The organism is Modestobacter sp. VKM Ac-2985 (assembly GCF_026967925.1).
Taxonomy (GTDB): Bacteria; Actinomycetota; Actinomycetes; order Mycobacteriales; family Geodermatophilaceae; genus Modestobacter.
In genome coordinates, this window is the sequence record NZ_JAPVBI010000001.1 from 1,375,503 (window position 1) to 1,387,793 (window position 12,291).

Consider the following 12,291-nt stretch of genomic DNA (forward strand, 5'->3'; position numbering starts at 1 on the left):
GCCGTGACCATCGCCGGGGAGTAGCCGGGCGCCGACCGGGGCAGGGACCGACCCGTGGACGTGCTGGCGGCAGAAGAGACGACCGGGTTCCCCCACAGCTTCCTCTCCGAGGAGCTGCTCGAGGAGTACGTGAACCTCTTCATCCGGGTGGTCGAGGCCGTCGGGGCGATCGTGATCTTCATCGGCGCGGTGATCGCCACTGTCCAGTTCGTCCGCGCGGCCGTCCGCGGCCGGCACCGAGACGAGTTCGTCCGGGTCCGGCTCGGGCTGGCGCGCTACCTGCTGCTCGGCCTGGAGTTCCAACTGGCCAGCGACGTCCTGCGCACCGCCATCGCGCCGTCGTTCGAGGAGATCGGCAAGCTCGCCGCGATCGCGGCCATCCGGACCGCGCTGAACTACTTCCTGGGCAAGGAGATCGCCGAGGAACGCGAAGAGGTCGAGAAGGACGACGAGCGGCGCCGCCAACGCGAGGGCGACCGCGCCGGCGGTGACCGGACGTGAACCGCGGAGACCCGGCATGAGCCCGTTGCTGGCGGACGCCGCCCTGCTGGTGGCCGTGCTGGGCCTGCTCGCCGGCCTGATCACGCTGGTGCGGCTGCGCGACGTCCTGCTGGCGTTCGGCGTGCTGCTGGACTTCCTGATCGCCGCCGGCCTGATCCGGCTCGCCGGCGAGCTCACGTTCCCCGGCCTGCTGGGCGTCGCCCTGGTGATCGCCGTCCGGAAGCTGGTGATGCACGCACTGGGGGCGGACCGGCGGGTGCCGACCGCCGCCGGGAGCTGACGCCCGTGGCCGGGCGGCGGCGCACCGGCGGCTAACGTCTGGGGGTCACTCGCCGACACCCCAGCCGGATGGAGCCCCCGTGCCCAGCGACACCGCCCCCGCCCGTACCGCCGACCCCGCTCGCCTGGACAAGGTGGTCAACCTCTGCAAGCGCCGGGGGTTCGTCTTCCCCTCCGGTGAGATCTACGGCGGCACCCGCTCGGCCTGGGACTACGGGCCACTCGGCGTGGAGCTGAAGGAGAACATCAAGAAGCAGTGGTGGCGCACCGTCGTCCAGAGCCGGGACGACGTCGTCGGCCTGGACTCCTCGGTGATCCTGCCCCGCCAGACCTGGGTCGCCTCCGGTCACGTCGGCGTCTTCACCGACCCGCTGACCGAGTGCCAGAACTGCCACAAGCGGTTCCGCGCCGACCACCTGGAGGAGGCGTTCGAGGAGAAGAAGGGCCGGCTGCCGGAGAACGGGCTGGCCGACATCTCGTGCCCGAACTGCGGCGTGACGGGCTCCTGGACCGAGCCGCGGGACTTCAACATGATGCTGAAGACCCACCTCGGCCCGGTCGAGGACGAGTCGGGGCTGCACTACCTGCGCCCGGAGACCGCCCAGGGCATCTTCGTGAACTTCGCCAACGTCATGGGCGCCGCGCGCAAGAAGCCGCCCTTCGGCATCGGGCAGATCGGCAAGTCCTTCCGCAACGAGATCACCCCGGGCAACTTCATCTTCCGGACGCGTGAGTTCGAGCAGATGGAGATGGAGTTCTTCGTCGAGCCGGGCACCGACGAGGAGTGGCACCAGTACTGGATCGACGCCCGCACCGCCTGGTACACCGACCTGGGCATCTCGGCGGACAACCTGCGGCACTTCGAGCACCCGAAGGAGAAGCTGAGCCACTACTCGACGCGCACCGTCGACATCGAGTACCGGTTCGGCTTCACCGGCTCGGAGTGGGGCGAGCTCGAGGGCATCGCCAACCGCACCGACTTCGACCTGAAGACCCACTCGGAGCACTCCGGCACCGACCTGTCCTACTTCGACCAGGCCTCCGGGGAGCGCTGGACCCCCTACGTCATCGAGCCGGCGGCCGGGCTGACCCGCTCGCTGATGGCCTTCCTGGTCGAGGCCTACACCGAGGACGAGGCCCCCAACGCCAAGGGCGGCGTCGACACCCGCACGGTGCTCAAGCTCGACCCGCGGCTGGCGCCGGTGAAGGCCGCCGTCCTGCCGCTGTCGCGCAACGCCGACCTCTCGCCCAAGGCCCGTGACCTGGCGGCGACGCTGCGCCGGAACTGGAACGTCGACTTCGACGACGCCGGTGCGATCGGCCGCCGCTACCGCCGGCAGGACGAGATCGGCACGCCGTTCTGCCTGACGGTCGACTTCGACACCCTGGAGGACGACGCGGTGACCATCCGGGAGCGCGACTCGATGACCCAGGAGCGGGTCGCCCTGTCCCAGGTCGTCAGCTACCTCGGAGCCCGCCTCCCCGGCTGCTGACCCCGGGCTGCTGCCGGGCTCCGGCTGGGTCGCTCGACCCCTCCGGGTCAACCCGGCCCCGGAGGGGTTGAGCCGCGTGCGCACGCGGCTCACCCCTGCTCCAGCCGGGTCGACCCGGGTCGGGGCGCCCCGACCCGGTCATCGGCCCGCGGCAGCCAGCCGTCGTCCCCCGTGTCGTCGGTGCGCACCCGGCCCGCGGCCCGTGGCACCTCACGGAACTCCCGGACATCGGGGCCTCGCTGCGCCAGCGAGCGGCGCACCTGTTCGTCGAGGCCTCTGCGCCCGCCGGCGAGGTCGGCGTTCACGACCCGGACGAACCGGATGCCCAGCGAGCGCAGCAGGTCCCCGTCCCGCTTCTCCCGCCACAGCTCCTCCTCAGGGGTGCGCCCGAAAGCCGGCCGGCGGTACTTGACCCGGCCGTCGAACTCGATCGCCAGCGCCGATCCGGGGTACCAACCGTCGACGACCTTCACCAGCTGCCCACCGACCCACAGCTCGACCTGCGGGACGAACGGTGGAAGTCCCAGCGCGGCGAAGACCAGTCGGCCGTGGGTCTCGAGCCATGACTCGGCGCGCCCGTCGGCGAGCGCCACCGCCCGGACAGCGCGCGGGATGCCGGGCACGAACGACTGCCGGGCCAACACGTGGGCCAGCTCTGTCGCGGTGGTCAGCCCGCGGAGCAGGGCGGCGTCGATGGCGGCGACTGCGGCGACCTCCGACCACGACCGGGCTGTGTCGATCACCGTGCGGGCCGCCGTCGTCACCCGGTAGGCGCCGCGGGTCGTCACCTCGTCGTCCGGCAAGGAGGCCCTGGTCATCAGCCATCCGTTCCCACGTCGCCACCGGTGCGGATCGGTCAGCTCTACCGCACTCGTGACGGACCGTGGTCGTGGGAGCCCCCAGATCCAGGCAGCGGTCGCACCGCTCAGGACGGCGGACGGCCGGTCCAACGTCGTGGTCACGGCCAGCGCGTCCAGCCCCGGCCGTCGTCCGGTCCGCTCGACCTCGGCGAGGTCTGCCGCAGCGACCAGGACGCCCGGCCGCAACCGCACCCAGGTACCGCGGCGCACCGCGCTGGCGATCTCGGCCTTGGTGACCCCGGCAGCGGTGAGGTCCGCCGTGGTGACGACACCCAGCCGGCGGCGGCCGGGTTCGTCGAGCACGAGCGGGACGGCGGGGGAGCGGAGCACGCCCCGAGGGTGCGGCCAGGGCCAGGATGGAGGACCCGATCAATGGATCCTGTGCACAGCCGACCGGGACGGGGACGGTGGACGGCACGGGCAGCCGATGTCCGGTAGCGGCTCGACCCGGCTCGGGGAGGGAAGAGCCGCATGCCCTGCCGGTGCAACCCCGCCCCGCGCGGCTTGACCCGAGCCGGACGCCGCGGGCCCGCTGTGAGCCCGGGCACACCCCGAGGGCACCTACCCTGGGTGGCGTGACCAGCACCCTCGCGCGCACGACGGCGCTGCCGTCGTTGCAGCTCGGTGGGCTGACCGTCGACCCGGCGGTCGTGCTGGCGCCGATGGCCGGGATCACCAACCCGGCCTTCCGGACGCTGTGCCGGGAGTTCGGGGCCGGGCTCTACGTGTGCGAGATGATCACCACGCGTGCGCTGGTCGAGCGGAACGCCAAGACGCTGAAGATGGTGCAGGCCGCCCCGGGGGAGGCCGACGCGTTCAGCGTGCAGCTCTACGGGGTCGACCCGGCCACGGTCGGGCGGGCGGTGCAGATGCTCGTCGACGAGCAGGTCGCCGGCACCCGCCCCGCGCACATCGACCTCAACTTCGGCTGCCCGGTGCCCAAGGTGACCCGCAAGGGCGGCGGCTCGGCCCTGCCCTGGCGCCGCCGGCTGTTCGGCAACATCGTCCGGGCCGCGGTGCAGGCCGCCGGCGACGTCCCGGTGACGGTGAAGACCCGGGTCGGCATCGACGCCGAGCACGTCACCTACCTCGACGCCGGCCGGATCGCGCAGGACGAGGGCGCCGCGGCGATCACCCTGCACGGGCGCACCGCCGACCAGCTCTACAGCGGCACCGCCGACTGGTCGCACATCGCCCGGCTGGTCGAGGAGGTGTCCATCCCGGTGCTCGGCAACGGCGACCTCTGGGAGGCCGACGACGCGCTGCGGATGGTCGCCGAGACCGGCTGTGCCGGCGTCGTCGTGGGGCGGGGCTGCCTGGGCCGGCCGTGGCTGTTCGGCGACCTGGCCGCCGCCTTCGCCGGCTCGCCGGACCGCACCATGCCCACCTTCCGGCAGGTCGCCGAGATCATGCACCGGCACGCCACCCTGCTGGCGGCCGACCAGGGCGAGGTACACGGCTGCAGCGACTTCCGCAAGCACGTCGCCTGGTACCTCAAGGGCTTCTCGGTCGCCTCCGACGTCCGTCGTGCACTGGCGATGGTCTCCGGCCTCGACGAGCTCGCCGGCCTGCTCGACTCGATCCCCGACCAGCCCTACCCCGAGGGCGTGCTCGGGGCGCCCCGCGGGCGCACCACCCCGCCGCGGCCGGTCGCCCTGCCCGAGGGCTGGCTGGCCGACCGCGACGACCCCCGGCCGCCGGCGGGGGCCGAGCTGCTGGTGAGCGGCGGATGAGCACCACGACATGAGCACCACGACATGAGCACCAGGACATGAGCACCACGACAGGAGTCCAGCGGTGACCCAGGGTCCCTTCCTCTACGACGATGACCCGGCGCCGCTGCACACCGGCACCCCGCAGAACCACAACAAGCTGCTGATCGGCATCTTCGGGGCGACGGTGCTGCTCGCGGTGGTCATGGTCGCGCTGATGCCCTTCTTCAAGGGGTCCGGTGAGGACCAGGCACGCGAGGTGGCGGGGGTGTTCACCGCCGCACTGAGCCAGGGTGACCTGGAGACCGCCTACGCCCTCGTCTGCGACGACGTGCGCGCGCGGGTGGCCCCCGCCGACCTGGCCGATGCGTACCTGCAGCCAGGCACCCCCACGGTGACCGGGGCGATCGACAGCGAGGTCGACGGGGAGCCGGCGCAGCTGGTCGACGTCCGTTGGGACGACGACGGCGCGGTGACGACCACCCAGCTGACGGTCGTGCCCGAGGGCGGCACGAAGGTCTGCGGCACGAGCGCTGCTGGGTGATCCCGGACGCAGGCGGCACGCCGTCCCCAGGGGCTCCGCCGGTGCCAGCCGGCCGTGGTACCCATGACGGATGGCAGCGGTGGCGGGGCGACTGGTCGTCCGGGTGCTCGGCGCAGCGGTGACCGCGGCCCTGCTGCTGGCCGCGTCCACGGCCTCGGCCATCTGGTGGATCGCCCGGCAGGACGCCCGCCCGACCTCCGACGCGATCGTGGTGCTGGGCTCGGCGCAGTACAACGGCGTCCCGTCCTCCATCTTCGAGGCTCGACTGGAGCACGCCCGGGAGCTCTACGAGGAGGGCGTGGCCCCGGTGATCGTGACGGTGGGCGGCAAGGCGACCGGCGACACGTTCTCCGAGGCCGAGGCCGGCCGCGACTACCTGGCCCAGACCGGCGTGCCCGCGGACGCACTGCTCGCCGTGCCGGAGGGCGTCGACACGCTGGAGAGCGTGCGCACGGTGGCCGCCGAGTTCGACGAGCGGGGCTGGAGCAGCGCCGTCCTGGTCAGCGACCCGTGGCACGCGATGCGCGCTGAGCGGATGGCCGAGGACGCCGGGCTGGAAGCGTGGAGCTCACCCACCCGGCAAGGGCCGGCCGTGCAGACCCGGGCCACCCAGTTCCGCTACATCATGCGGGAGACCGCCGCCTACCTGCTCTACCGCGCGACCGGCGAGAGCGTCGCCGGAGCACCCGGGATCGGCTGAGGAGCACCATGCTGGAGCTGGGCAAGAGCGGGTCGCACGGCACCGAGCGGGGCACCGTCCCGGTGCTCTCCGACGGTGCCGTGGTGGCGACGCTGCGCGCCGCCAACTGGAAGGAGAAGGCCACGGCCGAGGTCGGTGACCGGCACTGGGCCTTCCAGCGGCAGGGCACCCGTGAGCTGGTCGGACGCTGGGCCCAGGAACCGGCGGAGAGCGTACGGCTGCACGCCCGCCAGGTCTCGGCGTGGAAGGGCAGCTGGTCGATGGAGCTCGACGGCCTGGCCGTCGACGTGGCGCGAACGTCAGTGCGGAAGGGCACCCATCGCTACGAGAGCGGTGGCCGCCGGCTCGCCGAGAGCGGCACCACCGGGGGCTGGAAGCCGCGGCCCACGCTGACCACCGAGCCCGGCCTGCCGCTGGACTCGGCCGTCTTCCTGCTGTGGTTCGAGTTTGTGCTGGGCCGGCGGCGCATCGTCGCGGCGGCGGGCTGATGGCCGGGCGGGGGCGCATCCGCGCCGCGGACATCGCGACGGTCCGCGAGCGGACCAAGATCGACGAGATCATCGGCGAGCACCTGCAGCTCAAGCGCGCCGGCGGCGGCAGCCTCAAGGGGCTCTGCCCGTTCCACGACGAGAAGTCGCCGTCCTTCCAGGTCACGCCCTCGCGAGGGCTGTACCACTGTTTTGGTTGTGGGGTCGGTGGCGACGTCATCCGGTTCGTGCAGGAGATCGACCACCTGTCCTTCGCCGAGTCCGTCGAGCTGCTCGCCGGCCGGGCCGGGGTCCAGCTGCAGTACGAGGACGACGGCGGCCGGGCCACCGCCGGGCCGAGCCGGGCGCAGGCCGGGCAGCGCGCCCGGCTGGTGGCGGCCAACACCGCGGCCGCCGACTTCTACGCCGCCCAGCTGATGACGCCGGAGGCCGCTCCGGCCCGCTCGTTCCTCGCCGACCGCGGCTTCGACCGGCAGGTGGCCCTGGACTTCGCCTGCGGCTACGCCCCCGGCGGCTGGGACACCCTCACCCGGCACCTGCGCGGCCTGGGGTACACCCAGGACGAGCTGGTCATCGGCGGGCTGGCCAAGGAGTCCTCCCGCGGCACGCTGATCGACCGGTTCCACCGCCGGCTGCTCTGGCCGATCCGCGACCTGACCGGCGACGTCATCGGCTTCGGCGCCCGCAAGCTGATGGACGACGACCCGGGGCCCAAGTACCTGAACACCCCGGAGACCCCGCTCTACAAGAAGAGCTCGGTGCTCTACGGGGTGGAGCGGGCCAAGCGCGACATCGCCCGCAACCACCAGGCCGTCGTCGTCGAGGGCTACACCGACGTGATGGCCTGCCACGTCGCCGGCGTGACCACGGCCGTGGCCTCCTGCGGCACCGCCTTCGGGCCGGAGCACATCAACGTGCTGCGCCGGCTGCTGATGGACCAGGACGAGTTCCGCGGGGAGGTCGTCTACACCTTCGACGGCGACGCGGCCGGCCAGGCGGCGGCGATGAAGTCCTTCAAGGAGGACCAGCGCTTCGTCGCCCAGACCTTCGTCGCGGTCGAGCAGGAGGGCCGCGACCCGTGCGAGCTGCGCCAGGCCCACGGGGACGCCGCCGTCCGTGACCTGATCGCCCGGCGCACACCGCTGATCGAGTTCGTGCTGCGGACGCACCTGGCCGACTACGACCTGGACACCGTCGAGGGCCGGCTCGCCGCGCTGGACAAGACGGCGCCGCTGCTCGCCCAGATCAAGGACCACGCCCTGCGGCCCGCCTACGCCCGGCGGCTGGCCGGCCTGCTGGGTCTGCCCGACGAGTCCGAGGTCGTCGCCCGGGTGCGTCAGCTGGCCGGGGAGAACGGGGGCGAACGCCCGAGGTCGCGCCCGCGCACGCCGCAGCGGACGCCGGACGACGCCGCGATCGAGGTCGAGCGGGAGGCGGTGAAGGCGGCGCTGCAGTGCCCGGAGATCGCCGGGCCGCAGTTCGACGCGGTGGAGCCCAGCTCGTACACGCACCCGGACTACGCCGCGGTCGCCGCCGCAGTGTCCGCGGCCGGGGGAGCGGCGGGGGCGACGACGAGCGGGGCGGCGTGGCTGGAGGAGGTGACGGCGCACTGCGACCGGGACACCGCCAAGGCGATGCTGACCGCGCTGGCCGTAGAGCCGCTGCACGCGGTGGGGGAGAACGACCCGACCTACGTGAACGCGCTGATGGCCCGGCTGCACGAGATGGCCACCGTCCGGGAGATCGCCGCGCTCAAGGGCAAGCTGCAGCGGACCAACCCGATCGAGGCTCAGGACGAGTACATGCGGGCGTTCAAGAAGCTGATGGACCTCGAGCAGCTGGCGATCTCGCTGCGCAAGCGCGCCGCCGGCGGGCTGACCCCGTGAGCCTGCTCGCGCGGGTGCGCAGGAAGTTCGCCCGCCCGCCGGAGCCGGTGCGCGCAGCCCTCGCCGGGGACGCCGACGAGCAGGTGCTGGCGTGGGGTGAGCGGGTCGACGGCGGGTGGACCGTGGCCACCTCGCGCGGCCTGCGCGTCGTCCCGGCCGAGTCGGGGGAGGCCACGCCCCCGCTGGCCTGGCACCAGATCGGCACCGCGCGGTGGGGCGCGGCCGGCGAGGGCGGCACCTTCATGATCACACCGCTGGTCGAGGTGGAGCCCGGGGTCCAGGCGCGGGAGGCGCCCCAGCGGCACGTGCTGCGTGAGGCCGGGGGGCTGCCGGGCGTGCTGCGGGCCCGGGTCGACCGGACGGTGGTCACCAGCAAGCGGCACCCGTTGCCCACCGGGGGCGGGGTGCTGCTGGTGGCCCGCCGGGTGCCCGGGCAGGCGGCGCGGGAGTGGACCGTCGTGTTCGACGACGACGCCGACCGGGACGACCCGGTGGCGCGTCAGGTCGCCCGCGACCGCCTGGCCGCCGAGGTGGACGCCGAGGACCCCAGCCGCTGACCCGGGGTCAGTTGCTGCCGGTCTCGTTCCCGAGCCGGTTCTTCACCGAGTCGACGGCGGCGTCGGCGCGGGCCTGGGCCATGCCGGCCGCAGTCTGGAGGCGCGGGTCGTCCTTGGCGTGGTTGTAGAAGCGGCGGATCTGCTCGTAGCGCTCGCGACCGGCCTTGGCGCCGAGGACGTAGCCGGCGCCGAAGCCGGCGATGAAGGACAGCTTGGCCACGGGGGACCTCCTGGGTTGGGCGGAAGTGATCACGCTACCGGCCCTGCCCGGTTCCGACCCGTCGAGCTCAGGACGTCGGGGTCAGTGCGCGCGGGTGGCCCGGCGCGTAGGCGATCCGGTCGCGGCCGGCCCGCTTCGCCTCGTAGAGCGCGCGGTCGGCGGTGCTGAGGAGGGAGAGGACCGTCTCGACCGCTCCCTGGCCGGGCGCAGGGTCTGCGCTCACGACCCCGATGCTGACCGTCACCAGAGGCAGGTCGGGCACTGACCGGTCCCGCACCGCGGCGTGCAGCCGTTCGGCGGCCCGGGTGACCTCCGCCGGGCCGGGGAAGTGCGCGACCCAGCCCAGTTCCTCCCCGCCGAGGCGCACGAGCAGGTCGTCGGCGCGGGCGATCCGGGTCATCGCGTCGGCCACCTCGGTCAGCACCCGGTCGCCGACGGCATGCCCGTGGGTGTCGTTCACCGTCTTGAAGTGGTCGAGGTCCAGCACCATCACGGTCACCTGCTCGCCCGCCGCAGCGGCGGCCGCCACGATCGACCCGGCCCGGACCTCGATGCCGCGACGGTTGCACAGCCCGGTCAGCGGGTCGGTGACCGCCAGGGTCCGGGCCAGGTCGCGGGCGGCCTGCATGCGCCGCACCAGCAGGGTGACCACGGTGATCGGGGCCAGCACCATGACCGCCATCGTCAGCGCGGAGTAGACCCGGAGCAGCGGTGGAGTGGGCAAGGTCAGGCTGATCGCGACCACACCGGCCAGCGCGACCGCCGTGGTGGCGGCCACGCCCCGGCTCCGGAGGAGCATCGCGGCGGCCACCGGCACGACGACCAGCGCCGCAGCGCACAGCCAGCGGATGGTGATCTCCTGCTGGCAGAGGCCCTCGACGATCATGACCGTGCTGGCCGCACCGATGATGACGGCGCCGTCCCGGGGCCCCAGTCGCCGGCGGACGGCGACGTACCCGGCCATGCACCCCCAGATGGAGGCGCCGAGGGCGGCGAGCCGGGCGTCGGCGTGCGCGCCGACCGAGCGTTGGAAGCCGCTCACCACGAACAGCGGGATGCTGCCGGTCAGGCAGATGGCGAGGAGCGTGACGGCGCGCCACTCGATGTGGCGGCTCACGCACGCCACCGCTCGCTCACCCAGCTCCCGCATGCAGAGAGCATCGGCACCGGCTCCGCGTGCGTTGAGCGACCTCACCCGGGTGGGTGGCCGAGAACGCGACCCGCCGGATGCCACCCCCGGCCCATCGCCGGGTCGGGGGTGAGGTAATCTCTGTGGGCGCGCGGGCACCACCCGCCGATCCCCCGTAGCTCAATTGGCAGAGCATGCGACTGTTAATCGCAGGGTTATAGGTTCAAGTCCTATCGGGGGAGCTCTATCAGGCCCTGACCAGCGGAGACGCCGGTCAGGGCCTTCGTTGTTTCCGTAGACCCGGCCGAACTAACGGAGAACTAACGTCTTTCGTTGTCGCTAGGTGCCGGTCAGAGCAGTGCGGCGGTCCGCTCACTGACTGTCTGGCGGCTCATGTAGCGGTCCATCGTCATGCTGGCGTGCTTGTGGCCGACGTAGTTGGCGACCTCCCGGGGGAGCAGCCCAGCCTGGCCGAGCAAAGTGCAGACGGTGTGGCGGAACGTGTGCGCGGTGGCCCAGGGATGTCCCGCAGCCGTTAGAAGCTCGCTGACGTGGTTGCTGGTGTTGGCCGCGTCGCGCAGCGCCCCGGCTCGCGCGGAGGGGAACACGACGTCGTGGTCGTTGGGCGCGGCGTTGACCTGTCGGGCCATGAGCCGGGCGACCAGCCACGGGGGCAGCTTGATGGTGCGGGTGCTGCTGTCTGTCTTGCCGTCATCTTGGATGTGCAGCCCCACGCCACGCTCCCGAACGACGACCGGGCCGAGCTTGGCCATACCCTCTGCCAGGTCCAAAGACGACCACCGCAGTGCGCAGACCTCAGCGATCCGCGCACCCGTGCCCGCCAGGAAGGCGATCACGTCGGCCAGGTCGCGACGCTTCGCCACCGGGTCGGCATCGGCGTAGGCCATGACCGCATCCCGCTGTTCGACGGTGAAGTACCCCTCAGCGTCCCGAACCCCCTTCGGCTCTGTGCGCACCTGGGTCGGCCCTGCCTGTCGCACCGGGTTGAAGGGAATCGCGTCGTGGTGTGTGGCCAGGTCAAGCACCCCACGCAGGACGGTCCGGGTGGTCTTGGCGGCACCTGGACCGCTGGCCTTGGCCACGCCGCGCAGGAACCGCTCAACTCCGCCCGTGGTCACCTCCCTGACCGTCAGGTTCGCCAGGGACGACGGGTGCTCCGGGGTGCCGATCACCTGGCGGTTGCAGACCAGTCGGTAGACCTGGCGGGTGTTGGTCGAACGGTCGCTGTCCTCTAGTTCGACCAGCCATGCACGGGCCACGTCGGCCACCTTGGTGGTCGGCTTCACCGCAGCGTGCTCCGGTGCCGGGGTGGTCCGCTCCCGCAGTGCAGTCTCCAGCCGCGTCCGCGCGTCTGCCTTGGACTTGGTGCTCCGCTTGGTCGCGGTCCGGTGCTTGCCGTCGTTGTCCCGGACCGTGGCCCGGGCCACCCAGTAGTCAGCTCGGCGGGCACCGGCATCAACCACCTGCGCCTTGCCGTTCTCGTCGTACACGTAGCCGGTCAGGGTGATCTGACCCCATGCGCCCAGGTCCAGCTGCGGTCGCGGCACTGTCCTCGTTCCCGCCCTTCGTGTCGGCCGCCATTAGTGGCGGCGGGGTAAAGCTAGCACGTATTGCGTTACTTGTTAATTGGCTCCTAGCTGGCTCTGGTCCCGGTCCCGGTCCTGGGCGTGGGCCGGGGGCCGACTGATCGCTCGCCGTACCTGGCGCGCTGTCGCCGCGCTGGTCCGTGTGTGGCCTGTCGTCGCCGTGGCTGACCGCCTGAGCTTCACCGGGTGTCCGTGCATGCCCGACCGTGGTCGCGGTCAGGCTGAACGCACTGAGCCGCTGCCGTGTGGCTCTGCCCTGCCGTGTGGCTCTGCCCTGCCGTGTGGCTCTGCCCTGCCGTGTGGCTCTGCCCTGCC

The 12,291-nt window shown here is 72.5% G+C and carries 13 protein-coding genes and 1 tRNA gene; 10 read left to right on the forward strand and 4 right to left on the reverse strand.

Annotated features, from left to right (window positions below):
* Positions 1-54 precede the first annotated feature (54 nt).
* The 3 genes from O2V61_RS06500 (at position 55) to O2V61_RS06510 (ending at position 2,273) form a co-directional block, all read left to right on the forward strand.
* Positions 55-501, forward strand: coding sequence for a DUF1622 domain-containing protein (locus tag O2V61_RS06500; RefSeq protein ID WP_269182485.1), 447 nt, complete (start codon positions 55-57; stop codon positions 499-501).
* A gap of 16 nt (positions 502-517) precedes the next feature.
* On the forward strand, positions 518-781 hold the full coding sequence (locus O2V61_RS06505) for a hypothetical protein (protein ID WP_269182486.1): 264 nt from the start codon (positions 518-520) through the stop codon (positions 779-781).
* A gap of 79 nt (positions 782-860) precedes the next feature.
* A complete protein-coding gene (locus O2V61_RS06510; RefSeq protein ID WP_269182487.1) occupies positions 861-2,273 on the forward strand; it encodes a glycine--tRNA ligase in 1,413 nt (470 codons plus the stop codon).
* An 89-nt stretch (positions 2,274-2,362) separates the two neighbouring features.
* Here the strand turns inward: O2V61_RS06510 and O2V61_RS06515 are convergent, their stop codons facing one another.
* On the reverse strand, positions 2,363-3,463 hold the full coding sequence (locus O2V61_RS06515; RefSeq protein ID WP_269182488.1) for a type IV toxin-antitoxin system AbiEi family antitoxin domain-containing protein: 1,101 nt from the start codon (positions 3,461-3,463) through the stop codon (positions 2,363-2,365).
* Between the two features lie 245 nt (positions 3,464-3,708).
* On the opposite strand from O2V61_RS06515, the gene dusB reads away from it, so the two are divergent.
* The 6 genes from dusB to O2V61_RS06545 all read left to right on the forward strand — a co-directional run bounded on the left by dusB (position 3,709) and on the right by O2V61_RS06545 (position 9,020).
* Positions 3,709-4,866 carry a tRNA dihydrouridine synthase DusB gene (gene dusB, locus O2V61_RS06520; protein WP_269182489.1) on the forward strand — a complete coding sequence of 386 codons (1,158 nt, stop codon included), beginning with the start codon at positions 3,709-3,711 and terminating at the stop codon, positions 4,864-4,866.
* 64 nt (positions 4,867-4,930) lie between these two features.
* The gene (locus O2V61_RS06525) at positions 4,931-5,389 is read left to right on the forward strand and encodes an Rv0361 family membrane protein (RefSeq protein WP_269182490.1); all 459 of its coding nucleotides are present in this window, start codon (positions 4,931-4,933) and stop codon (positions 5,387-5,389) included.
* A gap of 70 nt (positions 5,390-5,459) precedes the next feature.
* Positions 5,460-6,089, forward strand: a complete 630-nt coding sequence (locus tag O2V61_RS06530; protein ID WP_269182491.1) for a YdcF family protein — start codon at positions 5,460-5,462, stop codon at positions 6,087-6,089.
* An 8-nt stretch (positions 6,090-6,097) separates the two neighbouring features.
* Positions 6,098-6,577 carry a hypothetical protein gene (locus tag O2V61_RS06535; protein ID WP_269182492.1) on the forward strand — a complete coding sequence of 160 codons (480 nt, stop codon included), beginning with the start codon at positions 6,098-6,100 and terminating at the stop codon, positions 6,575-6,577.
* On the forward strand, positions 6,577-8,463 hold the full coding sequence (dnaG, locus tag O2V61_RS06540) for a DNA primase (protein WP_269182493.1): 1,887 nt from the start codon (positions 6,577-6,579) through the stop codon (positions 8,461-8,463). The genes O2V61_RS06535 and dnaG overlap by 1 nt, the downstream gene beginning before the upstream one ends.
* Entirely contained in the window at positions 8,460-9,020 is a 561-nt protein-coding gene (locus O2V61_RS06545) for a hypothetical protein (RefSeq protein WP_269182494.1), read from the forward strand. Before dnaG ends, O2V61_RS06545 begins: the two co-directional genes overlap by 4 nt.
* Before the next feature lie 7 nt (positions 9,021-9,027).
* Here O2V61_RS06545 and O2V61_RS06550 read toward each other — a convergent pair whose 3' ends face one another.
* Both O2V61_RS06550 and O2V61_RS06555 read right to left on the reverse strand, forming a co-directional pair.
* Positions 9,028-9,240 carry a hypothetical protein gene (locus tag O2V61_RS06550; protein ID WP_269182495.1) on the reverse strand — a complete coding sequence of 71 codons (213 nt, stop codon included), beginning with the start codon at positions 9,238-9,240 and terminating at the stop codon, positions 9,028-9,030.
* Positions 9,241-9,307: 67 nt separating this feature from the next.
* Positions 9,308-10,357: a GGDEF domain-containing protein gene (locus tag O2V61_RS06555; protein WP_269182496.1), complete on the reverse strand. Its 1,050-nt coding sequence runs from the start codon at positions 10,355-10,357 to the stop codon at positions 9,308-9,310.
* 181 nt (positions 10,358-10,538) lie between these two features.
* Here O2V61_RS06555 and O2V61_RS06560 point away from each other — a divergent pair.
* Positions 10,539-10,611: transfer RNA gene (locus O2V61_RS06560), tRNA-Asn, on the forward strand.
* A 108-nt stretch (positions 10,612-10,719) separates the two neighbouring features.
* On the opposite strand, the gene O2V61_RS06565 is transcribed toward O2V61_RS06560, so the two are convergent.
* Positions 10,720-11,937 carry a tyrosine-type recombinase/integrase gene (locus O2V61_RS06565; RefSeq protein WP_269182497.1) on the reverse strand — a complete coding sequence of 406 codons (1,218 nt, stop codon included), beginning with the start codon at positions 11,935-11,937 and terminating at the stop codon, positions 10,720-10,722.
* Positions 11,938-12,291 lie beyond the last annotated feature (354 nt).

Coding starts and splice junctions, on each gene's coding strand:
- dnaG (WP_269182493.1), top strand. CDS start 6,577: ATGGCCGGGCGGGGGCGCATCCGCGCCGCGGACATCGCGACGGTCCGC.
- O2V61_RS06505 (WP_269182486.1), top strand. CDS start 518: ATGAGCCCGTTGCTGGCGGACGCCGCCCTGCTGGTGGCCGTGCTGGGC.
- O2V61_RS06535 (WP_269182492.1), top strand. CDS start 6,098: ATGCTGGAGCTGGGCAAGAGCGGGTCGCACGGCACCGAGCGGGGCACC.
- O2V61_RS06530 (WP_269182491.1), top strand. CDS start 5,460: ATGGCAGCGGTGGCGGGGCGACTGGTCGTCCGGGTGCTCGGCGCAGCG.